Consider the following 23,121-nt stretch of genomic DNA (forward strand, 5'->3'; position numbering starts at 1 on the left):
TCAGTGCCCGCACGTACGTACATCTGTGCCGTTTGCGGACGAAGTTGTGCCGCTCACGCAAAGGACCACCTATCTGTGTACATTTGCCTGAGGTTGGGTAATACTTGCAGTGAAAAGAAAAAGCCGCGCGGAAACCTATCGGCGGCCGGACAGGGAGGTGATGCCAGTGAACAGTGAAGAGTGTTTTACCGGGTCCTTCGCGAACGGCATCGCGCGTCCCGTCTTAGCCTAGCGGCCGGCAGTATCGGCCAACGTCAGCGGATCGGATTCGCAAAGTCCTAACAGAGACAGACGGCAGAACCGGCCGTTCGCGAAAGTGACCAGAACGCCACCCGATGAGGCGTTGCGAGTCACCGCACGTTCCCTAGTACGAAGGCATTGCCCAGCAGGGCGTGCCCGAGCCAAGGGGGAGAGTCCAAAGTACCAGCAAGAGTAGTTACCCCTCGGGAGGACGGCCGAAAGGCCGTCCTCCTTTTTACGTCAGGCGGTGCCCGTGCCCTCGTTCGCCTGTGCATGGGCACATGGATTCAGCTATCTGTTCACCACATGGGTGGTCATTCGAATATTGATAGAACTGCCCGATGATGGTAACGTTTTGACCCTTGTGGGGCGTTCTGCCTGCGGAAAAGTTCGTACCGCTCGGGCAGTTAGTCGTACCGCTCGGTATAATTATGCGTCATTATGGTAGGGAAGTTCGACTTCACTCTGCAGGACGAATTTTCCATGCGATAGATGACATGAGAGAAGCTGCGAGGCTATGGACATCGATACGAACGAGAGGCCCGAGATCACCTATCGGCCTTTCACCGAGGCGGACTTCGATGCGGTCGCAAAGGTCTGCGCTCGCACATGGGCGTCCGACGTCGAGGGCGTGTACGACCGCATAACGTTCGGAAGGGTACTGACGGCGGGCTCGCTCAAGCGCTCGCAGTTCTCGTTCGTGGCACAGCAGGGCATCAAGGTCGTAGGGGCCTGCTTCGGAGGCTTCACGACAGATGGCGCCATCATCGTGAACGAGCACTGGGAGCAGCGCTTCAAGGAGCTCATGGTGCCCGCGCGCAAGCGTGCCAAGATCGGCGGTCCGTCCGTGGAGGAGCTGCTGTTTAGCCGCCTGCGCATGTACACCACGGCGGACGTGTTCATTTCCCGCGGGTACAGCAACGCGGACGCGGAGCTGAACCTCTGCGTCGTGGACCCCGCCGCGCGCAACCAGGGCATAGGCTCGGCTATGCTGGAGGAGGCGGTCATGCGCTTCTGCGAGCACGGCGCCCGCGGGTTCTTCACGATGCTCACGAAGAACTCCGACTGCCAGTTCTCTGAGCGTGCGGGCCTGAAGCTCATCCAAGAGAAGCGTGGCGTGTACGGGGACCCGAACGCGGGCGTGATTTACCTGTACGGCAGGCGCCTGTAGCCACGGGCCGCGAACGCCGTCGCCGCGCCCTTCTCGCCCGCGGTGGTATGCTGTCTCGGCACACAGGCCGCGCGAAGCGGCAGGCCAAGACACTACCCAGACGGTGATAGAACATGATGCACATAGCCCACGCCATCCTGCACGCCTTCGACTTCGAGTCGGGCAGCACGTCCTTCTCGCAGCGCGAGCTTGACCTGGACGCGCGCGCCGTGAAGTCGTACGTGCAGCGCCACATGCGCAAGATCAGCTCCAGTGCAGAGAACAGGCACGGCGAGTTTTCCGCGGAGAGCGGGTTTGCGGACGCGCTGCGCGGCTATGCGCAGGGGCAGATTGGCTTCACGGAGATTTCCCAGCAGGTTGCGCAGTACCTGTGGGAGGAGCTCAGGCGCTGCGACGACTTGGAGGAGTGCGACCTTCTGGTGTGCGACTTCACGGACACGCAGGACATGAAGGCGCGAGCGGATGCGGCCGGCGACGGCGAGGCGGCGCAGGCGTTTGCCGAGGCGGCCGAGCAGGCGGACGTGGAGGACCTGAGCCGGCGCTACTTCGCGGCGGTGCTGCTGCCCAGGAAGCAGGCGTTCATCCACGACCTTGGCGCGGACGCGACGGGCGCGCCGCAAAACCAGATCCTGCGGCAGGACTCCACGCTGCCGAGTCCCACGCAGAAGGTGGAGAGCTACGTGCTGGTTGACCTGGGCGACTTCTCGATCGACTTCCACGACAAGGTGCGCACCGTGGGCACACAGGAGCGCCAGATCATTCCCGAGGGGCTGCTGCAGTGCTCCGTTCAGGCCTCGAGCCGCGAGGTGGTGGAGGCGGTCGAGAAGATCGTGGCGGACGTGGCCGAGGAGGCCGGCGTGAACGTGACGGAGGCCGTGGCCCACGCGAAGGCGGTGGTGCAGTCGAGCGCGGAGGTGGACGAGGCGTTTGCCCCCGAGGAGGTGGGTCGGCGCGTGTTCGAGGACGAGCCGGAGCTCCAGGAGCGCTACGAGCGCGTGACGCGCGAGAAGGAGCTGCCGGAGGAGGTGCCCGTAAAGCGCGGCGTCGCGAACCGGCTGGCGAAGAACCACAAGATAAAGACCGACACCGGCATAGAGATCACGTTTCCCTCTCAGTACGCCGCGGACTCTAACTACATCGAGTTCACGACGGACTCGGAGGGATTCGTGTCCATCCTCATCAAGAACGTGGGGAAGATAGAGAACAAGTAGCCGCCGCGCAGGGCGGGGCGGTGCCGGGGCGCCCGGCATGGCGAGAGCGGGAGGAACCATGATCGACCTGTTGGTGCTGGTGAGGCATGGCAAGGCGGAGCCGAAGGGGCCCGAGGGCGACCTGGCCCGCGAGCTGACGCCGGACGGCGTGGCTGCGCTGGAGGAGGCCTACCCTCGCATTTTTGCGACGCTCGAGCCGGTCGGCGAGCTGGAGCTGTGGTCGAGCCCGGCGGCGCGTGCGGAGCGCACGGCAGAGGTGGCGGCGGACGCGCTGGGCGTGGACCCCATGGACATCGTGGTGCACGACAGCCTGTACGAGCAGGACGAGGACGGCTTTGTGAGCGAGCTTTCGTGCGTGGACGGCGGCACGGTGGTGGCTGTGGGACACGTGCCGTTCATGCGGAACATGGTGAAGCGCCTGTGCGGCGAGGACGTGCCGTTTGGCAAGGGCACCGTCGCCGCGATCGACTTCCCGACGGGAAGGCTGGCCGCGGGCCAGGCGCGCCTGCTGTGGCTGCGGGAGGCCTAGGCGCGGGCCTGGCTGCAAAGCCCGCTGCCGCGGCAGTGGCTTTGCATCTGGCGGCGGGCTGGGCCACTGCCGCTAGGCCCTTGGCGTTTTGGCATCCGGCGCGCCGAGGGCCTCGTTCATGGAGCCGGAGCGGAAGCCCGCGAGGTCGCAGCTGACGTACAGGAAGCCCAGCTCGCGCAGGCGCGTCGCGACTTGCGTTCGCACGGGGTCCGCGCACAGGCGCGCGATGTCTGCGGCGGGCACCTCGATGCGCGCGAGCTGTCCGTCCGCGCCGTGCACGCGCACGCGGAGCTGGCCAAAGCCCAGGGAGTGGAGAAACACCTCCGCCTTGGCCGTGCGCTCCAGCTTCTGGGCGTCGATCTTCTCGCCGTACGCGAAGCGGGACGACAGGCACGCCGCGCTGGGCTTGTCCCAGGTGGGGAGGCCCATCTGGCGCGAGAGCTCGCGGATTTCGGCCTTGGTGAGGTGGGCGTGGCGCAGCGGGCTCTTGATGCCGAGCTCGCCGAGGGCGCGCAGGCCCGGTCGGTAGTCGCCGAGGTCGTCCTCGTTGGAGCCATCGGCCACGAAGCGCAGGTCGTGCGCCGCCGCGACGAGCTTCAGCTCCGAGAAGAGCGCGTGCTTGCAGGTGTAGCAGCGATCGGGGTGGTTGTCCGCGAAGCCCGGGACCTTGAGCTCGTCGAAGTCGACGGCTGCGTGGGGGATGCCCCGCGTCTGGCAGAGCTCTTGCGCCTCGAGGAAGTCTGACTGTCCCATGCCGCGGATGTGTGCCGTGAGGGCGAGCATGTGGTCGCCGAGCACGTCGTGCGCGACCGTCGCGAGGAGGGTGGAGTCGACGCCGCCGGAGTAGGCGACGGCGACGCTGCCGAGCTCGCGCAGGTATGCGCGGAGGTCTTCGAGCTTGCGTGCGAGGTCTTGCTGCTGTGCCGTCGGCTGTTCTGGATCCATTCCTATCCCCCTGATTCTTGCGTCTAGCTGCGGCTGCGACGCGGTTTTTGCGATTGTATCGCGCTTGTCTTTCGCGCGGGCGCGTGTAGCAGGGATTTAACCGTTTTGCGTGCATCTGATGGCGCGTGCGGGCGCGTAGAATCGGGACACCCGGGGGAGGGAGGCCGATGGTGCGTTTGGGACTTGGTGCGTGCGTGGCGTGGGCGCTTGCGGGTGCGGCGACCGGCGCGCTTGTGGGGACGTGGGCGCTGCGCGCCGCGTGGGATGCGCGGGGGTGTGACGTGGATGCGGGGCGTCGGCGGCCGGCGTGCGCGGGCATGGCGCTTGCAGGGGGCCTTGCGCTGGGGGCGCAGGCGTGGGCGCTTGCGGGAGGCGGGGTGCCCGGCATGGGGGCCGTGGCGCGTGGCGCCGGCTCACCGGAGGCCGTGGGGACGATGGTGCTGTGCGGCTGCCTCGTGGCGCTCTCTGCGTTCGACCTGGTGCAGATGAGGATCCCGAACGGCGCGCTTGCCGTGGCCGTGGCCACACGGGTCGTGTGCTTGGCGTGGGAGGGCGTTGCCGGTGGGGCTGGCCCTGCCGAGGCGGCGCTTCGGACCATGGCGCGGATGCTTTGCGCGGCAGGCGTGCTGGCGGCGGGCATGCTCTTCTCGATTGCGACGGCCCGCGCGCTGAGGGCGGGATGCGTCGGCGGCGGGGACGTGAAGCTCGTGGCGGTGACGGCTCTGTACCTGGGACCTGCGCAGATGGCGCTCATGCTTGCGCTTGCGAGCGTGCTGGGGCTGGCGTTTGGGCTCGCCTGGGCTCGCCGGGGCCGTCGAAACCGTCACGTGGATACGCGACGCGGGCCCCACGGCACGCGAAAGGACGCGTTTCCGTGGGGCCCGTCGTTGGCGGCTTCGTGCTGGGCGGCGCTGCTGCTTGGCGAGGGCGGCGCCCGCGTGCTCATAGGCGGGGGCTAGCGCTACAGGATCATCATCGCGGCCGTGAGGATCGCGACGGAGAGCACGCCGATTACGACGATTGGCTTCCACGCCCAGCGCAGGTACGTGCCGTATCCCACGTGCGCGAGCATGAGTCCGGGCAGGAAGATGGCAGTGGGAGAAAACAGGTTCGCGAGGCCGTTTGCCGCGACGAAGATCATCACCACGACGTCGGGCGAGAAGTGCAGGACCTGCGCCAGCGGCCCCATGATGGGCATGGAGACGGAGGCCAGCGCCGAGGTGGAGGTGATGATGATGGAAAGCCCCAGGTAGACGAGGTAGCAGAGCGGCGTGAAGACCATGGCGGAAAGCCCCTGCAGGCTGTGGGACGCCGACGTGAGGATGAGCTGGTCCAGGCCGGACATGTTCATGAGGAGCTCGATGGCGCGCGAGAGGCCCACGACGAGCGCCACGCCGACCATCTCTCCCGCGCCGCCGATGAACGCGTCGACGGTGTCCGCCTCCGAGAGGCGCGCGACGAGGGCGATTACGATGGCCATCACGAAGAACCAGGTGCTGGCCTCGTTGAAGTACCAGTCGCCGATGGAGGCGCCGGTGAGCCAACCCGTCCAGCTCTGGGAGTCCTCGACGGTTGAGGTGGTCGTGGCCTTGGTGCCCTTGGAGATGGAGGTCATGGTGCCGTACTTGTCCGCACTCGTGTCGTTCCAGTCGCCCTTGACGGCGCTCGCGTCGAGCTGTTGGGTCTCTTCGTGCGAGGACGCGCCGGCATCGAACACGTTGACGCCGAAGTCGCCCCAGGGGACGAAGCCGGCGATCATCACGACGAACGTGAGGGCGAAGAGGACGAGCGTCACCTTCTGAGTACTGGTGAGGGTGGAGTTCCCCCTGGTTAGAACCTGGGAGTTGTCCTTGCCGCCAAAGGCCTCGTCGCAGGCCTCTCGCTCCTGGAGCGAGAGGATGGATGAGCCCTTGTCGCGCTGGACGCGGCGGGCGTAGCGCAGGATGAAGAACAGGGAGACGCCGTATGCCATCACGCAGAGGAGCGCACCGAGGGCGATGATCGTGACCTGGTTGCACTCGATACCCTTGTCGTGGAGGCTCGCGATCGCGACGCCGTTGGCGAACGGGTTGACGGTGGAGCCAAGGCAGCCGACGCCGGCGCCGAAGAGCACTGTGGCCGACGAGACCATGGTGTCGTATCCGGCGAGGTACATGACGGAGCCGAGCAGGGCGTAGAACGGGATGGTCTCCTCGCAGAAGCCGTATGCGGAGCCGAGGACGGCGAAGATGGCCATGATGACGGGAACGAGGACGAGCTCACGGCCCTCGAGACGCCTGACGAGCGCGCGGATGCCGGTCTCGATGGCGCCCACCTTGTTCACGATGCCCATGCAGCCGCCGAAGATGAGGAGGAAGAGCGAGATCTCGATACCGTCGAGCACGCCCTTGACCGGGCTGGAGATGATGTCCGAAACCTTGACCGCCGTGACCTTGGGCGTGACGCGCGCGATGAGCATGGTGGCGACGCCGATGACGACGGTGATGAGGAGGAGAATGGTGTACGAGGAGATCATCTGGTGCTTCCTCTTGCCCCGGGCCTTGCCCTCCACGTCTTCGGGGGCGTTTGGTAGGTTGGGGTCTGGTGCGGCCTCCTGGCTGAGGCTATGGTCGCTCATGGCGAGACGACTCCCTTCTTTCCGCAGGTGGCCGGCTGCCGCGGCATTGCATGGGGATGGGTGCTGGAGTGCCTCGACGGTAATGCCGGCGCTTCGTCGGGCACCGGGCGGCAGTCTATATTTGTAAGCGGAATATTTCAATAAAGTTACAAGAACATTTCTACGAACTGGGAAGTCGAGCCTCCGAGCGGCAGGAATCGAACGCGCTGAGCGTTGTTCGCCGCATCAGAGGGGGGAGGTTTATGCATGTGAGAAGGCTGGCCGGCGCCTTGGGCTGATGTGAAACTTGCGGAAAGGGACGAGCGGGCGTACGGGGGAGGGTAGTATCCTATTTCACGTGTGGTTTTAGAGCCCGAACGCAGAACAAACGAACAGGGGACCCCTTGGAACTCAACAACATCTCTCGCAGGGACGCGCTGAGGATATTTGCGGGTGCCGGTCTTGCCACCGTGCTGCCCCGCGTCGCCCTTGCCGTGGACCAGAAGGACGTTGACTCGACGAACGCCCAGATCGAGGAAACGAAGAGGCAGGTGGCGAAGGTGCAGAGCGAGCTCGACGACATCGCCGCCGAGTACGAGAAGCTCTCGAAGAAGCAGTCTGACACCCTCGATGAGATCGAGCGGACGCAGGGGAAGATCGTCGACGTCGAGAAGGACATCAGCGAGAAGGAGGACGAGCTCTCCGAGAAGAAGGAGCGCCTCGCAAAGCGCGTTTCCGAGAGCTACCAGGCGGGGTCGACCGGCTTTCTGGACGTGCTCTTCTCGTCCGCGTCCTTCGAGGAGCTCGAGTCCAACGTGTACTACATGGACAAGATCAGCGAGTCCGACAGCAGGATGATCCAGGAGGTCAAAGGCCTGAAGGCGGAGCTCGTGAGCCAGCGCGACACGTTGCGTGAGCAGAAGGCGCAGCTGGAGAGCCTCTCCGCCACCCAGCAGAAGCAGCTGAAGGAGATGGAGTCGAAGCAGGCGGAGACGCAGAGCGTGCTCGCCGGGCTTTCCGACCAGGAGAAGAAGCTGATGGACCAGCGCGACTCCGAGCTGGCCGCCATGGCGAAGGAGAAGGCGGAGCAGGCCGCCGCCGCGAAGGCCGCGGCCGCCGCTGCGGCCGCGAGGAACTCCGCGGGCTCCGGCGCAGGCGCTGCAAACGTGACGGGGACGATCTCTGGCGGCGGCGCCACGACGGGATCTCAGCAGGCCGTGGTGAGTGCGTGCCACACGACGCCCTCGCCGGGACTGGGCCTGTGCGCCATGTGGGTGTCCCAGGTGTTCAGCAACGCGGGCTACGGATACGCGAGCGGCAACGCGTGCGACATGTACAACGCGTGGTGCACGAGCTCGAACCGCAGCGACCTGAAGCCCGGCATGATCGTGGCCGTGTCGTCGCACGCGCACACGTCCGCGGGCAGGATATACGGCCACATAGGCATCTACGTGGGTGGCGGTGTGATGATGGACAACGTGGGCTACATCAGGACCATCAACGTGAACGAGTGGATCGGCTACTACGGCACGACGGTCACCCCGCGCTGGGGCTGGCTCATGGGCATCAGGCTGGGGTAGCCGTCCGCGAGAGTCTGGCGAAACGGGCGGGGCCGGCAACAGATCGCGATTTGTTGCCGGCCCCGGTTTTTACGTCTTGCGGGCGGAATCTAGATGCGCCTGGCAGTGGCGCTACACGACGAACAGCAGCGCGGAGAGCGTGATGCAGGTGGCGCCCGCGAGCACGAAGAGGTGCCACACGAAGTGGAAGTACGGCACCCGCTTGACCACGTAGAACACGCAGCCGACGGTGTAGCAGAGGCCGCCAGCGAGCAGGAGGCCGAACGCGGCGGGTGGAAGCAGGCGCGCGATGTCCGCCACGTGGAAGATGACGAGCCATCCCATGGCGAGGTACACGAGGGCGGAGACCCACTTCGGCTGACGCTCGCGCAGGAAGCACTCCGCCACGATGCCGACCGCAGCTATGACCCAGACGGTGACGCCGAGCTGGACACCGCCCTCGTTCGCGAGGGTGATGAACGCGAACGGCGTGTAGCTGCCGGCGATGAGCAGATAGATGGCGCTGTGGTCCAAGATCCTGAACACGGCCTTTGCCGCCCTGGGGCGAAGTGCGTGGTAGAGGGTCGAGAACAGGAACTCGAGCACGAGCGAGGCGCCCATGAGGACGGCGGGAACCACGTGGGCGGCGCCCCCGCCCGACATGGCCGCGCGAACGACGAGAAGAACGAGCGCCGCTATCGAGAGGAGGGCGCCGACACCGTGGCTCACGGCGTTCGCGATCTCCTCGCCTGTGCTGTACTGGCGTGGTGCCCTTCCGAGCGTTGCAGCGTCTCGAGATGCCATGTTCTTCTCCCTTGGTTGCGAGGCGGCGTTGCGAGGCGGCGTCACAGGATGTCCTTTGGGTCGTCGAAGTCCTCGCTCGGCCGGTCCGGCCGGTTGTACCATGCGGTGACGCGGGCGTTGCTATGCTCCCTCATCTGGTGCTCGATCCAGGTGTTCCTGTTCTGGACGATGGCGAGCATCTCGTCGACGACCTCCTCGACGCTGCCGGGGTGGGCGCTCATGAGGTACGTCGTCATCTGGCGCATGGCCTTGGCGGACTTGAGCTCGCCGGACATGACGTAGGCGAGCTCCTGGGGAAGCCCGAGGCCGCGCGTGGCGCGCACGAGCGCCCGGTAGGCGAGCTCTCGCTCGTCCGGGGTGCCGGCGCCTGGTGTCTGTGCGGTAATGCTCACGATGCTCCCAAATGGTCGAGGGCGCCGGCCGAGTCCGTGGCAGCGGCCGGCGCCTGGCGGTGACGTGTCCGGGCGCCCTTCGCGAAGGCGCCGGCGTTGCTAGTGGTCGCTCAGGGCGAACGCGTTTCTCATGCCGAGGCTTGCGGTGAGAAGAACGTCATCCAGGGTCTTGTCCGTCTGCTCACGCAGCATGTCCGCGATCCTGGCGTTCGCCTCCTCGAGGACGGGCGTTGCCTCGCGGTAGGCGAGGGGCGTGCCGTCGCCGGCGACCTTGCGGTCGTACTGTGCGACGAGCGCGTGGCCCTTGGACGTGACGGCCTCGTTGTAGTGCTCGATGTGACGAGAGCAGCTGTTGAAGTGCGCGTCGGCCATGGCCGCGATGATGCGGTTTGCCCAGTAGAAGCTCTCCGTCGTGACGTGCGGGGTCGTGTTGGCAAGGTAGTCGGGCGTAGCGTCCACGTTCGCGAAGAACGGCACGAGCGCGTTGAACGCGTTGCTGCCGTAGGCCATCCACTGGATCGCGCGGCAGGACTCCGGCGCGTACGGGCGGATCTGGATGACGGCGAGCTGGCCGTTGCGGTTGATGCCGATGGGACGGTAGGCGCCGCGCGTGGACGCATCGCCGCGATCGCCGTACGGGTCGTACGGCGTGCCCTGGTAATGGAGCGACAGCGCGTACTTCACGTCCTCAATCGTGAGCTTGCGCTGCGGCGTCATGCACCAGGGGATGTCGTCGTCCTCCGGGTTCCAGCCCGCGTTGGGGTCGTCCCAGCCAAGGCCCGGGTTCAGGAAGCGGTGCATGGCCCAGGCGCGCGGCGTGTTGTACACGTGGTCGGAGTCGCTGTGGCTGCCGAAGGCGTCGCGTGGGTTGAAGAAGCGGTGGCTCGCGTCGGGCCAGGGGTCTTCCGCCCCCTCGTCCCCGTCGCCGTCCACGAGCTCGACCACGTCGAGCGAGAGGTCCAGGTGGTTGGCGTCCATCCACTCCGCAAGGTCCGCGGAGCACATGTGGTCGACCTTCTCGCCCAGTGCGTCGGTGAGGTCGAAGTCGTCGATGCCGAGCTGGTTTGGCATGGTGACGTAGCAGTCGTCCGGCACGCGCTTCGCGATCCAGTGGTGGCCGCCGACGGTCTCCATCCACCAGATCTCGTCCACGTCGGAAAACGCGATGCCGTTCATCTCGTAGGTGCCGTAGCGCTCCAGGTAGGAGCCCAGGAGCCTTACGCCCTCGCGCGCGGAGTGGGCGTAGGGCAGGACGATGGTGACCATGTCCTCCTCGCCGATGCCGCCGGCGACCTCCGGCTCGTAGCCGTCCTCGCCGGGGTTGCCCTTCGCCTTCACGAGCTCTACCAGCGGGTCCGCGCCAAGCACGCGCTCGTTTGACGTGAGGGTCTCCGTCGCGCTCATGGCGACGTTTGCCGTGTTCACGCCGGCTTCGGCCCAGATGCCGTCCTTCGGGGTGGCGTCGGGGACGGAGGTGTAGCGCATGGGGTCGTCGGGAAGCTCGATCTCGACGTGGCTCAGCACGGAGCGGTAGTGGCGCGGCTGGTCCTTGGGCTGGATGACGACGAACTTCTTCGGGGTGAACACGCCGCCGGGGGAGTCCTCGTTGCGCGCGATTATGGTCGAGCCGTCGTAGCTCGCCTTCTTGCCGATGAGCAGGGTGGTGCAGGGCATGTGTGCCTCCATCGGGTCGTGTGTGGCATGACCCTTGTATGGTACCCGTCATGAGCCCGCCCAGCCCGCGCGCGGAAAAAGGCTCCAAATGTTAACCTTGCCGACAAGCGCACGTAAGCACCCCGTGCGAAAATGCGCAGACCGCGACGTACCGATGCCGCGCATCACACAAAGCCAACGCTCCCCGGAGGAGAAGAACATGTCTATGGAATTCAAGCGCCGCCTTCCCATCCCCATGGAGATCCGCGAGGCCATGCCGCTCTCGCTGGAGATGACCAGGCGCAAGGAGGCGTTCGACGCCCAGGTGGCCGCCGTCATCCGCGGCGAGGACAAGAGGGTCCTGCTCATAATAGGGCCGTGCTCGGCCGACCGCGAGGACTCCGTGCTCGACTACGTCACGCGCCTTGCGGCGCTGCAGGAGCGCGTCGCGGACAAGATCTTGATGATCCCGCGCGTGTACACGAACAAGCCGCGCACGAACGGCACGGGCTACAAGGGGCTGCTGCACAACCCGGACCCGGAGGGCGCGCCGGACCTTTTGGAGGGCGTGAGGGCCATCCGCCGCATGCACCTGCGCGTGGTGGAGGAGACGGGCATGTTCACGGCGGACGAGATGCTCTATCCCTCAAACTACCAGTACCTGGTGGACGTTCTGAGCTACGTGGCCGTGGGCGCGCGCTCCGTCGAGAACCAGGAGCACCGCCTGGTGGCGGGAGGCATCCCCATGCCGGTGGGCATGAAGAACCCCACGGGCGGCTCAACCTCCGTGATGCTGAACTCCATCTATGCGGCGCAGGCACCCCAGGACTTCATCTTCCGCAACTGGGAGGTCCACACGACGGGCAACCCCCTTGCGCACGCGCTGCTGCGCGGCTACGTGGGGCTCGACGGCATCAACTACCCGAACTACCACTACGAGTACCTGGAGCGGCTCGCGATCGCATACACGCACGGCAGATACGAGAACCCGGCCGTCGTGATCGACTGCAACCACGACAACTCCGGCAAGCGACCGCAGGAGCAGCCGCGCATCGTGAACGAGGTGCTGGACTCCGTGCGCCGCTCGCCCGACATCGCGGGCATCTTCCGCGGCTTCATGGTGGAGTCGTACCTGGTGGACGGCAACCAGCCCGTCGGCGGCGGCGTGTACGGCAAGTCGATCACGGACGCCTGCATCGGCTGGGAGGGGACGGAGCGCCTCGTGCTGGACATGGCGGAGCGCGTGTAGGCAGCCGCGTCCTGCGCGTGGCCCCATCCCCCTGGGGTTGTGTGCGCGTGGTGGAGCCTTGCGGGGCGTTGCGGCCTTGCAGGAGCCGGCGGGGGGCGGACATGGGTATCCTACCCCCTGATAACTTCCTGAAGGGAACCGCATGCTCCAGCTCAAGAACATCCGCAAGGCCTACAAGACGGACGACTTCACGCAGGTCGCCCTGGACGACGTGTCCGTGGCGTTTCGCGACAGCGAGTTCGTCGCGATCCTGGGGCCCTCGGGCTCTGGCAAGACGACCATGCTCAACGTCCTGGGCGGCCTCGACCGCGCGGACTCCGGAGAGATCGTCATCAACGGCGTCTCGACGAAGGACTACTCGTCCAAGGACTGGGACACGTACCGCAACCACCGCGTCGGCTTCGTCTTCCAGAGCTACAACCTCATCCCGCACCAGACCGTGCTCTCCAACGTGGAGCTCGCGCTCACGCTCGCGGGCGTCGGCCGCGCGGAGCGCCGGCGCCGCGCGACGGATGCCCTGGCTGCCGTCGGCCTTGCCGACCACGTGCGCAAGCGCCCGGCGCAGCTCTCCGGCGGGCAGATGCAGCGCGTCGCCATCGCGCGCGCCCTCGTGAATGACCCGGACATCGTGCTCGCGGACGAGCCGACGGGCGCCCTCGACACCGACACCGGCATCCAGGTGATGAACATCCTGCGCGACGTGGCGCGCGACCGCCTGGTGGTCATGGTCACGCACAACCCGGAGCTCGCGGAGAGCTACGCCACGCGCATCGTCCGCGTGCGCGACGGCCGCATCGTGGACGACAGCGACCCGATCTTGGCCGACGAGCCCGAGGCCGCGTCCTTCTCGCCCGCGGGCGGCGCCGCGCAGGCGCCGCTTTCCGCAGGGCGCACGGGCGAGAAGGACAAGGGCGGCCGGGCGTCGATGGGCTTCCTCACGGCGCTCTCGCTCTCGTTCAACAACCTCATGACGAAGAAGGGCCGCACGTTCATGACCGCGTTCGCCGGGTCGATCGGCATCATCGGCATCGCGGCGATCCTGGCGCTGTCCAACGGCGTGAACCACTACATCGCGCGGACGGAGGAGGGCGCGCTCAGCAGCTACCCGCTCACCATCACGAAGAGCAGCTTCGACTTCTCGAAGCTCATGGGCTATGGCATGAGCGACTCCGGCACCGGCACGTCCAAAGGGAACGGCGCAAGGCGTGCCAAGGGCAGCGACGACATCCCGCAGCGCGCCATCGTCACGGACATGTTCGCCCAGGTCAAGAGCAACGACCTCGGCTCGTTCAAGAAGTATCTCGACGCGCACCGCAAGAAGGTGGCGCGCTATGCGAACGCCGTGGAGTACGACTACGACGTGACGCCGCAGATATACATGGCCGACACGTCGAAGGGCGTCACGCGGCTGAACCCCTCCAGCGTCGCGAGCACGATGCAGGGCGGCGTCATGGGGTCGGCGCTCACGGGCGGAAGTTCCTCAACCGGAACGTTCACGCAGCTCGTGAGCGACGAGCGCCTCCTGCGCAGCAACATGAGCCTCGTGAGGGGCGCGTGGCCGAAGGCGGCGGACGAGGCCGTGCTCGTGCTGAACCGCAAGGGCGAGGTGAGCGACTACACGCTGTACGGCATAGGCTTCTACGACCCCCAGAGCATGCAGAAGATGACGGACGAGGCGCTTGGCGGCCAGAAGGTGGAGGTCTCGCGCAAGGACCGCCGCGACTTCACGTACGACGATGCGCTGGGCATGACGTTTGCCGTGGTGCCGTCCGCGAACCTCTATCAGAGAAACGACGCCCAGGGCACGTGGACGGACATGTCCGAGGACGAGGCGTACATGAGGCGGCAGGTGCAGGACGGCATCAAGCTCAAGATCGTGGGCGTCATCAGGCCAAAGGGCGACGCGCAGTCCGGCCTCGTGAAGGAGGGCGTCGCATACACGCCGGCGCTCACCCAGGAGCTCATGCGCCGCGCCGCCAGCTCGCAGATCGTACGCGAGCAGCAGGCTAGGCGGGACGTGGACGTGTTTACGGGCAAGACGTTCGAGGAGCTACGGCAGTCCCAGGAGAGCTTCGACATGCGCAAGATGTTCACGGTGGACCAGGACGCGCTCAAGCGCGCGTTCACCATCGACACCTCCGCCGTGACTGCCGCGGCCGGCGGCCTCGACTCCTCGGCGCTCGACCTCTCGGGCGTCTCGCTCGACCAGGCGGGCTTCGACCCCTCGGCCATGACCCTCGACACGTCCGCCCTCGACAACGTGCTGAGCGCGGACACCGTGCAGGGCATCCTGAGGGGAATCGAGCCCTTCTCGGCATATGCCGAGAAGAACGGGCTCACGCTGACCGACGAGCAGAACCAGGCGGTGGACAAGGCCTCGACCGCGCTCGTCACGGGCTACCTCACCTGGCGGCAGGGCGTGGCAGAGGGGGCGGACTCCTCGTGGGACGCGTACTCGCAGACGCCGGAAGCCCAGAGCGTGCTTTCGCAGCTGAGGGCGGACCTCGGAGACGACGCGTTCGCAAGCGCGAGCGCGCTGTACCAGCAGTACATGGGCTACGTGGGCGACTACGTCAAAGGCCAGGTGGACGCCCTGGTGCAGCAGGCGGCGCAGGTCATGGCGACGCAGCTTGCGAGCCAGATGTCCCAGCAGGTGAGCGCGGTGACCCAAAGCCTGGGCACACAGCTCTCCGCCGCCATATCGCAGCAGGTCGCCGGCAGGATGGCCGCGCTCTCCGGCGCGCTGCAGAACGGGTTCTCCGTAGACCCGGAGGCGTTCGCGAACGCCATCCACCTGAACATGACGGCAGACGACCTGCGCTCGCTCCTTGACAACTACGCGAGCGCGGACAAGCTCACGTACGACTCGAACATGCGGAAGCTCGGCTTCGCGGACGCTGCGAGCCCGGAGTCCGTGAGCATCTACCCCAAGGACTTCGCGGCAAAGGAGTCGCTGCTCAAGGTGATAGACGAGTACAACCGCTCGAAGGCCGCCAAGGGGCAGGACGGGCAGAAGATCCAGTACTCCGACGTCGCGGGCTCGCTCATGAGCTCCGTCACGGACATCGTGAACATGATCTCGATGGTGCTCATCGCGTTCGTGTCCATCTCGCTCGTGGTGAGCTCCATCATGATCGGTATCATCACGTACATCTCGGTGCTGGAGCGCAAGAAGGAGATCGGCGTCCTGCGCGCCATGGGCGCCTCGAAGCTGAACGTCGCGAACGTCTTCAACGCCGAGACCGTGATCGAGGGCCTCATCGCGGGCGTGCTCGCCATCGCGGTGGTGCTCGTGGCGCAGGTACCCGTGAACCACGCGGTGCTCGCGTGGAAGGGCATCCCCGACATCATGATGTTACCGTGGGAAAGCGCGCTCGCACTCATAGGCATCAGCGTGCTGCTCACGTTCTTGGGTGGGCTCATCCCGTCCACGAAGGCGAGCCGGAACGACCCGGTGGAGTCGCTCCGGAGCGAGTAGCGCCGCTGGAGTGACGGCGTCGCGAGCGTGCCGGGCGCATTTGCGTCCGGCGCTTGCGGTATGCTCGTATGCGTCAGTCGAGGCGGCCGTCGTGCCGCGGGGCCCGCACCTTGGGCCCGGAACCTGGAGGAAGTCATGTTCAAGGGACAGACCGAGAAGCGCGTGGCGGTCTTCTTCGCAAACGGCCTCGAGGAGTGCGAGGCGCTCGTGCTCACGGACCTTCTGTTTCGGGCGGGCGTCCCGTGCGACAAGGTGTCCATAACGGACAACCTCGCCGTCACGTCCAGCCACGAGGTCACGGTCGTGTGCGACCGCACCATCGCGGACGAGGACTTCGACTTTGCCGCGTACGACATGCTGGTGCTGCCCGGCGGCATGCCCGGCACGAAGAACCTGCGCGCGTGCGAGCCGCTATGCGACGCGGTGCGCGCGTTCGCCACGTCCGGCCGCGCGGTCGCCGCCATCTGCGCGGCGCCGTCCATCCTGGCGGAGCTCGGCCTGCTCGAGGGCAGGGACGCCACGAGCAACCCCAACTTCCAGCACGTGCTTGCCGAGCACGGGGCGCGGGTGCTCCAGGACGCCGTCGTCACGGACGGCAACATCATGACGAGCAAGGGGCTGGGCACGGCCGTGGAGCTGGGCCTCGAGCTCGTGCGCCACTTCCTGGGCGATGACGCCGTCGAGGACGTGAAGCGCAAGATCGTCTACCAGGGCTAGCGTGGCTGCGCACGACGCCGGTGCCGCCGCGCCGCCGCGTCCTTCTCGCCCACGCCAGTACCTGGTGATCGACCTCAAGAGCTTCTATGCCTCCGTCGAGTGCGTGGAGCGCGGGCTCGACCCCATGACGTGCGACCTGGTGGTGGCGGACGCGTCGCGCACCAAGAAGACCATATGCCTGGCCGTGTCGCCCTCGCTCAAGGCGAAGGGCGTGCGCAACCGCTGCCGGCTGTTCGAGGTGCCGGAGGGGCTGGACTTCATCATCGCACCGCCGCGCATGCACCTGTACATGGAGCGCTCGGCGGACATCTACTCCGTCTACCTGCGCTACGTGGCGCCGGAGGACATGCACGTGTACTCCATCGACGAGGCGTTCCTGGACGTGACCGGCTACCTGGACCTGTACGGGTGCTCCGCGCGCGAGCTGGGCGAGCGCATACGCCGGGACGTGGTGCGCACCACGGGCATCCCCGCGACGTGCGGCCTGGGCACGAACATGTACCTGGCGAAGGTGGCGCTCGACATCACGGCGAAGCACAGCCAGGACTTCTTTGGCGTGCTGGACGAGCAGACGTACCGCGACACGCTGTGGGCGCACCGCCCCATAACGGACTTCTGGCGCGTTGGCCCCGGCACGGCGCGCCGCCTGGCCGAGCTTGGCATCCACACGATGGGCCAGCTCGCCGTGCACCCGCAGGAGCCGCTGTACCGCGCGTTCGGCGTGGACGCCGAGATCCTGATTGACCACGCGTGGGGCCGCGAGCCCGTGACCATCGCGGACATCAAGGCGTACCGGTCAAAGGACAAGTCGCTCTCGTCCGGGCAGGTGCTGGGCCAGGACAAGGACTTCGCGGGCGGCCTTCTGGTGGCGAAGGAGATGGCGGACGACCTTGCGCTGCAGCTGGTGGAGAAGGGCCTGGTGGCGCGGGGCGTGAGCATTGCCGTGGGGTACCGCCTCTCCGCGGGCGAGAAGGACGAGCTCCGCCGGCAGGCGGCGGCGGACGGGGCGGACGGCCGCGCGGGGGAGCACGGCGCGCGTGTGCGCTGGGGCGAGTTCGCCGAGGGCGGAAGCGCCCGCCTTGCCGTGCCCACGAGCTCGCGCACGGAGGTGATGCGCGCCGCGACCGCGCTGTTTGAGCAGGTGGCGGACCACGGGCGCCCCATACACCGCCTGACGATGACGCTCACGGGCGTGACGCCGGAGGGCACGGGCGAGCAGATGGGGCTGTTTCAGGACGGCACCCAGCTTGAGCGCGAGCGCCGCCGCCAGCAGGCCATAAGCGAGGTCAAGCGCAAGTTCGGCAAGAACGCGCTCCTGAAGGGCATGGACCTTCTGCCCGAGGCCACCCAGCGCGAGCGCAACGGGCAGATAGGGGGACACCGCAGTGGCTAGTAGGGCACCCGTCCCGGGCGGGCACGTGGTGCGCCGCCCGCACATGCCCATGAGCGAGCGCGCGAAGATCTTCATACCGTTCGACCCGCTGCCGGGCTACCGCCAGATGCTGCGGGAGCGCGAGGAGGAGCTGCTGAACGTGCCGCGGGTGGACCTTTCCGACGAGCAGCGCGAGCGGCTGTCCCGCCAGATCCGCGCGCTTTCGCCCGGCCAGCTGGTGGCCGTGACTCACTACGTGGACGGCCGCTACGTCAGGACCGTGGGCTGCGTCAGCCGCGTGCTTGAGGCGGACGGCCTCCTGTGCGTGGTGGGCGAGAAGATCCCGTTCGATTCCGTCGCGGCGATCGAGGACGCAGGGTAGGCGTCCCGGCGCCGCGCACGTAGGCGCGTTCACGCCACCGCCACGTTAATGCCGCTTTTCTGCAGATGGGCGGCCGCGGGCCGCTTTTGGTGGAAGATGTCTTACGCACGGGGCATAACAAGCGACGATGGGCGGCGCCGCCGCGCACGCACAAGGGGAGGGACTTCGGCTTGATCAGACTCGTACTCGTGGACATGGACCGCGCCTTGGGGACCCGCGACGGCAGGCCGCTTGACCAGGCCGTGCTCGAGCACCTGCACAAGGTCCTGCACGCGGGGATTCTGCTCGCCCCCATGACGGCGCGCGACCGCACCCAGGCGCTCACGCTGCTGCGCGGCGACGAGTCCTGCCTGCAGAACGCCGTGCTCCGGGATGGCGCGCGCGTCGTCGCGGACGGCATGCCGCTCGGCGAGCGCACGGCGTCGCGGCTCGAGGGCGCCCGCGCGCTCATGCGCCGGCTCGGCGTGGCGCCGGGCGAGGTGCTGGTGCTGGGCGGCGCCAGCGCGGACGCGGAGCTCCTCTCGGCCGTGCCAAGGTCCGTCGCCACCCGCGACTCGTCGCAGGCGGCGCGCTCGTGCGCGCGCACGCTGGTGCCGGGCGTGCACGAGGGCGGCGTCACGGCGCTGCTGGACGACGTGGCCCAGGCCGCGCAGTGGGGAGAAGAGCCCGCGTTCCTGCGCGCGGACGGCTCGGACGGCGGGCTTCGCGCGGAGCTGGGGGCGGAGGCTCCCCTCGAGCCCGCGAAGGGGCACGCCGCCGTGCCGCTGCTTGCGGGCGCGGCCGTCGTCGCGGCGAGCTTCGTGGTGTACCTTTCAGACACCTTCCCCTCGATCGCGGGCATGATGGTGCTCTCCGTGGGGCTGCTCGTGGGTGTCGCCCTGTTCTACATGGGGCTCTCGCAGCGCCGCGACGCACGCAAGGCCCGCAAGGCCCGCAGGGCCGCCGCGGCCGGCCGCGCGGGAGCGCGCCAGGCCCGGCGCTAGCGCAACCACGTCCGTCTGTCGCAGGCGGTTTGAAACGCCCCTCTCGCCGTGACAGAATGGTGAGCAGGGGTGCTTCGCATGTCGTTTGTGGAGTTCGAGGACGTCCGCAAGATCTATCGCACCGGCGAGGTGGAGGTCCGCGCGCTTGACGGCATGGACTTCTCCATCGAGCGCGGGGAGCTCGCCGTCATCGTCGGGCCGTCGGGCGCCGGCAAGACCACGGTGCTCAACCTGCTGGGCGGCATGGACTCATGCACGTCCGGCACCATCCGTTTGGACGGGCGGCTCGTGAGCGCGATGGGCGAGCGCGAGCTGACGCGGTACCGCCGCCACGACGTGGGCTTCGTGTTCCAGTTCTACAACCTGGTCCAGAACCTCACCGCGCTGGAGAACGTGGAGCTGGCGAGCCAGATCTGCCGCGACCCGCTGCCGGCGGCGGACGTGCTTGCGCAGGTGGGGCTCGCGGAGCGCGCGGACAACTTCCCCGCGCAGCTCTCCGGCGGCGAGCAGCAGCGCGTCGCCATCGCGCGCGCCCTCGCGAAGAACCCGAAGCTGCTCTTGTGCGACGAGCCCACGGGCGCCCTCGACTACCGCACGGGCAAGCAGGTCCTGGGGCTTCTGCAGGACACGTGCCGCGACACGGGCCGCACCGTGGTCATCGTGACGCACAACCTCGCGTTCACGCAGATAGCGGACCGCGTCATCCATGTGCGAGAAGGGCGTGCCGCCTCCGTCGAGACCAACGCGCATCCCGCGGACGCCCAGACGGTGGAGTGGTAGGACGCCATGGGACGCTCCGCATACATGTTGGAGATCGCCCGCGGCGTGCGCGGCTCGCTCGGGCGCTTCCTGGCGATACTGGGCATCGTGGCCCTGGGCTGCGGCTTCTATGCGGGTCTGCGGATGTGCGGGCCGGACATGCGCGTTGCCGCGGACCGCTGGTACGACGGCTGCGCGCTGTGGGACCTCAGGGTGGTGTCCTCGCAGGGGCTCGACGACGCGGCCGTGGCGCGCCTGCGCAAGGTGGACGGCGTGGAGGCGGCCATGCCCGCGCGCACGGTGGACGTGATGGCCGAGGCGGCCGGCAAGAGCGTGGCCGTGCGCGTCTCGTCCGTGGACGCCGACGCGGCGCGCGCAAGCCGCGCGAGCGGGCCCTTTGCCGTCACGTCGTCGAAAGACGACTACCTCAACCGCGCGCGCCTGGCAAGCGGCCGCTGGCCGAGGGCGGCGGGGGAGTGCGTCGCCTCCGCGGACTCGACGACGGCGCCGCTGAGGGTGGGCGACGTCGTACGCGTGACGTCCTCCGCGAGCGACGTGGACTCCGTGCTCGTGCGGCGCACGCTCACCGTCGTGGGCACCGTGAGCTCGCCTGACTACCCGTACACCGGCTCGTTTGGCACGACGACCCTGGGCGACGGCACCATAGGGCAGTACGTGTACGTGACGGACGCCACGTTTTCCAAGGACGTGCCGTACACGACGGCGTACCTTGCCGTTGAGGGCGCGCGCGGGCTTGAGAGCGGCTCTTCCGCGTACGAGCGCCGCGTGGACGCCGTGGCAGGGCGCGTGCGCCGCACCGCCGTCGCGGCGGCGAGAGAGCGCTTCCGGGGCCTAAAGGCTGACGCGCAGGCGCAGGTGGACGCGAAGGCGCGCGAGCTGGAGGCACAGCGCCAGGCCGCAGCCACCCCCGGCACGGTCGCCCCCGCAGAGATCGCCCCTGCCGCGGCGGCGCAGGCGCAGGATGGCCTGGCCGCGGCGCAGCGCCAGATAGACGAGGCCCAGGCCAAGGTGGACGCCATGCAGGGGCCGGAGGTCTACGTGCTCGACCGCACGCAGAGCGAGGGCGCGGCCACCTACCAGGCTGACACGGAGCGCATGGACCACATAGCCGCGGTGTTTCCCGCCATGTTCTTCTTGGTCGCGGCCCTGGTGGCGCTCACGACGATGACCCGCATGGTCGAGGACGACCGCCAGAAGATCGGCACGCACAAGGCGCTGGGCTACGGCCGCGCCCGCATCGCGGCGATGTACCTTGCGTACGCGCTGCTCGCGGCCGGCGCGGGCGCCGTCCTGGGCATCGCGGTGCTCTCGCAGGCGCTGCCGCTCATCGTGACGGGCGCGTACGGCATCATCTACGCGGTGCCGAGCCTGGGCCTGCCGCTTCCCGTGAGCAGCGGCATCGCGCTCTCGTCCGGCGGCCTCGGCGTGGGCGTGACGCTTGCGGCCACGTGGATCGCGGTGGCGTCCACCCTGCGCGAGACGCCGGCCGCCCTCATGCTGCCGCGCGCGCCCAAGGCGGGCAGGCGCATCCTCCTGGAGCGCGTGGGCCCGCTGTGGCGGCGGCTGTCCTTCTCGTGGAAGGTCACGTTCAGGAACCTGTTCCGCTACAAGCGCCGCCTGCTCATGACGGTGGTGGGCATCGCCGGCTGCTCCGCGCTGCTGCTGGTGGGCTTTGGCCTGCACGACTCCATATGGGACATCATCGACCGGCAGTTCGGCCCCATAATCCGCTACGACACCACCGTGGGCATGGACGCGGACGCCGCCGAGAAGGACGTGGACGCCGTGGCGGCGCGCCTTCGGGACGCGGGCGCGCGCCGGGTGGAGCGCGTAGAGCGCCGCACGATGCTGGCGCGCGGGAAGGGCGGCTCCGCCTCCGCCACGGAGAAGACGCGCGTGAGCGTCATGGTGCCGCGCTCGGCCGCCGGGCTTTCGCGCTGCGTGGGCATGCGCGACCGCGAGACGGGCGAGGCCGTGGCGTTTGGCGACGACAGCGTGCTGGTGACGGAGAAGCTCGCGAGCCTGTACGGCATCCGCGCGGGGCAGAGGATCGTGCTGTTTGGCCAGGACGACGCCGGCAACGCGAAGGGCGGGGGCGTGGAGCTCACGGTCGACGGCATCGTCGAGAACTACGTGGGCAACGTCGTGTACGTGGGCCGCAGCGCCTGGCGCCGCGTGGAGGAGGGGGACCCGTCCTTCTCGACCGTGCTCGCGGACGTGCGCGGAGGGACGTCCGCGCAGGAGCGCCTGGCGGACGAGCTGCACGACATGGACGGCGTCGCGACCGTGACGTTTTCGAGCGAGACGATCGAGACGTACCGCCACATGCTCTCCGTGGTGAACATGATCGTGGTGGTGCTCATCGTGAGCGCGGGGGCGCTTGCGTTCATCGTGCTGTACAACCTGACGAACATCAACGTGTCCGAGCGCGTACGCGAGATCGCGAGCCTCAAGGTGCTGGGGTTCACGCGGCGCGAGGTGCACGCGTACGTCTTCCGCGAGATCGTGCTGCTGTCGCTTCTGGGCGACGCCGCGGGCATGGCGCTGGGCACGTGGCTCGAGGGCTTCGTGATCACGACGGCCGAGGTGGACTACGTGATGTTTGGCCGCGAGATACACCCGCTGAGCTTTGTGCTCGCGTTTGCGCTGACCATGGCGTTCACGCTGGCGATCCTTCTGCTGATGCGGCGCAGGCTCGACGCGGTGGACATGGTGGAGTCGCTGAAGAGCGTGGACTGACGCGGACGCGCGGCGGCGTTGGCGCCTGGCCTAGCCGCGCTCGAGCCTGTCTGCCTGCTTCAGGAGGTCGAGCCCGCGCTCGTGGAACATGAGCGCGCGGCCGTGCTCCGCGAGCTTGGTGGATGCGTGCGCGGATGCGAACGCCATGAACGCCGGGTCGACGGCGAGGTGCGTCGCGAACACGACGGTCTCCTGCGCGTCCGCGCCAAACGCGGCGTCCAGGAAGTCGAGCGCGTGGTCGAGCTGGGACGAGGCCCCCGCGAGGTCGGCGTCGAGGGCGCGGCGGCGCGCGGCGAGCACGGAGCGCGCGGCGTCGAGCGC

18 protein-coding genes and 1 pseudogene are annotated in these 23,121 nt (G+C 67.8%); 13 read left to right on the forward strand and 6 right to left on the reverse strand.

Annotated features, from left to right (window positions below; all coding sequences use genetic code 11):
• The first annotated feature begins 757 nt into the window (after positions 1–757).
• From ACTQWE_RS09030 to ACTQWE_RS09040, 3 genes are all read left to right on the forward strand, one after another.
• Positions 758–1,411 (forward strand): GNAT family N-acetyltransferase, encoded by a 654-nt coding sequence (locus ACTQWE_RS09030; RefSeq protein WP_090861557.1) that lies wholly within the window; start codon positions 758–760, stop codon positions 1,409–1,411.
• 113 nt (positions 1,412–1,524) lie between these two features.
• Complete coding sequence (locus tag ACTQWE_RS09035) at positions 1,525–2,622, forward strand: nucleoid-associated protein (RefSeq protein WP_090861559.1); 1,098 nt, start codon at positions 1,525–1,527, stop codon at positions 2,620–2,622.
• Positions 2,623–2,680: 58 nt separating this feature from the next.
• Positions 2,681–3,151 (forward strand): SixA phosphatase family protein, encoded by a 471-nt coding sequence (locus ACTQWE_RS09040; protein ID WP_441856826.1) that lies wholly within the window; start codon positions 2,681–2,683, stop codon positions 3,149–3,151.
• A gap of 72 nt (positions 3,152–3,223) precedes the next feature.
• On the opposite strand, the gene larE is transcribed toward ACTQWE_RS09040, so the two are convergent.
• Positions 3,224–4,096: an ATP-dependent sacrificial sulfur transferase LarE gene (larE, locus tag ACTQWE_RS09045; RefSeq protein ID WP_441856827.1), complete on the reverse strand. Its 873-nt coding sequence runs from the start codon at positions 4,094–4,096 to the stop codon at positions 3,224–3,226.
• A 167-nt stretch (positions 4,097–4,263) separates the two neighbouring features.
• Here larE and ACTQWE_RS09050 point away from each other — a divergent pair, with 167 nt between their 5' ends.
• Positions 4,264–5,055: a prepilin peptidase gene (locus tag ACTQWE_RS09050; RefSeq protein ID WP_441856828.1), complete on the forward strand. Its 792-nt coding sequence runs from the start codon at positions 4,264–4,266 to the stop codon at positions 5,053–5,055.
• Between the two features lie 2 nt (positions 5,056–5,057).
• On the opposite strand, the gene ACTQWE_RS09055 is transcribed toward ACTQWE_RS09050, so the two are convergent.
• Complete coding sequence (locus tag ACTQWE_RS09055) at positions 5,058–6,713, reverse strand: YfcC family protein (RefSeq protein ID WP_441856829.1); 1,656 nt, start codon at positions 6,711–6,713, stop codon at positions 5,058–5,060.
• A 383-nt stretch (positions 6,714–7,096) separates the two neighbouring features.
• Between ACTQWE_RS09055 and ACTQWE_RS09060 the strand changes: the two genes are divergently transcribed.
• Complete coding sequence (locus ACTQWE_RS09060) at positions 7,097–8,272, forward strand: coiled-coil domain-containing protein (RefSeq protein ID WP_441856830.1); 1,176 nt, start codon at positions 7,097–7,099, stop codon at positions 8,270–8,272.
• 111 nt (positions 8,273–8,383) lie between these two features.
• Here the strand turns inward: ACTQWE_RS09060 and trhA are convergent, their stop codons facing one another.
• The 3 genes from trhA to ACTQWE_RS09075 form a co-directional block, all read right to left on the reverse strand.
• Entirely contained in the window at positions 8,384–9,055 is a 672-nt protein-coding gene (trhA, locus tag ACTQWE_RS09065; protein WP_090844652.1) for a PAQR family membrane homeostasis protein TrhA, read from the reverse strand.
• A 41-nt stretch (positions 9,056–9,096) separates the two neighbouring features.
• Positions 9,097–9,447: a hypothetical protein gene (locus ACTQWE_RS09070; RefSeq protein WP_441856831.1), complete on the reverse strand. Its 351-nt coding sequence runs from the start codon at positions 9,445–9,447 to the stop codon at positions 9,097–9,099.
• 99 nt (positions 9,448–9,546) lie between these two features.
• Entirely contained in the window at positions 9,547–11,121 is a 1,575-nt protein-coding gene (locus ACTQWE_RS09075; protein WP_441856832.1) for a C69 family dipeptidase, read from the reverse strand.
• Between the two features lie 199 nt (positions 11,122–11,320).
• Here ACTQWE_RS09075 and ACTQWE_RS09080 point away from each other — a divergent pair, with 199 nt between their 5' ends.
• The 8 genes from ACTQWE_RS09080 to ACTQWE_RS09115 all read left to right on the forward strand — a co-directional run bounded on the left by ACTQWE_RS09080 (position 11,321) and on the right by ACTQWE_RS09115 (position 22,800).
• Entirely contained in the window at positions 11,321–12,349 is a 1,029-nt protein-coding gene (locus tag ACTQWE_RS09080; protein ID WP_441856833.1) for a 3-deoxy-7-phosphoheptulonate synthase, read from the forward strand.
• Positions 12,350–12,491: 142 nt separating this feature from the next.
• Positions 12,492–15,827: an ABC transporter ATP-binding protein/permease gene (locus ACTQWE_RS09085; protein WP_441856834.1), complete on the forward strand. Its 3,336-nt coding sequence runs from the start codon at positions 12,492–12,494 to the stop codon at positions 15,825–15,827.
• A gap of 135 nt (positions 15,828–15,962) precedes the next feature.
• Positions 15,963–16,544, forward strand: coding sequence for a DJ-1 family glyoxalase III (locus ACTQWE_RS09090; RefSeq protein ID WP_441856835.1), 582 nt, complete (start codon positions 15,963–15,965; stop codon positions 16,542–16,544).
• 1 nt (position 16,545) lies between these two features.
• Entirely contained in the window at positions 16,546–17,937 is a 1,392-nt protein-coding gene (locus ACTQWE_RS09095; RefSeq protein WP_441856836.1) for a Y-family DNA polymerase, read from the forward strand.
• Positions 17,930–18,298, forward strand: coding sequence for a hypothetical protein (locus ACTQWE_RS09100; RefSeq protein ID WP_441856837.1), 369 nt, complete (start codon positions 17,930–17,932; stop codon positions 18,296–18,298). The genes ACTQWE_RS09095 and ACTQWE_RS09100 overlap by 8 nt, the downstream gene beginning before the upstream one ends.
• A 170-nt stretch (positions 18,299–18,468) precedes the next feature.
• Positions 18,469–19,281 carry an HAD family hydrolase gene (locus tag ACTQWE_RS09105; protein WP_441856838.1) on the forward strand — a complete coding sequence of 271 codons (813 nt, stop codon included), beginning with the start codon at positions 18,469–18,471 and terminating at the stop codon, positions 19,279–19,281.
• 78 nt (positions 19,282–19,359) lie between these two features.
• Positions 19,360–20,061 (forward strand): ABC transporter ATP-binding protein, encoded by a 702-nt coding sequence (locus ACTQWE_RS09110; protein WP_170103423.1) that lies wholly within the window; start codon positions 19,360–19,362, stop codon positions 20,059–20,061.
• A gap of 6 nt (positions 20,062–20,067) precedes the next feature.
• Complete coding sequence (locus ACTQWE_RS09115) at positions 20,068–22,800, forward strand: FtsX-like permease family protein (RefSeq protein WP_441856839.1); 2,733 nt, start codon at positions 20,068–20,070, stop codon at positions 22,798–22,800.
• Positions 22,801–22,830: 30 nt separating this feature from the next.
• Here ACTQWE_RS09115 and ACTQWE_RS09120 read toward each other — a convergent pair.
• Positions 22,831–23,121, reverse strand: a pseudogene (locus ACTQWE_RS09120) (ATPase); the annotation flags it as partial.

The sequence above is a fragment of the Parafannyhessea sp. LCP19S3_B1 genome (assembly GCF_052121955.1).
Classification (GTDB): domain Bacteria; phylum Actinomycetota; class Coriobacteriia; order Coriobacteriales; family Atopobiaceae; genus Parafannyhessea.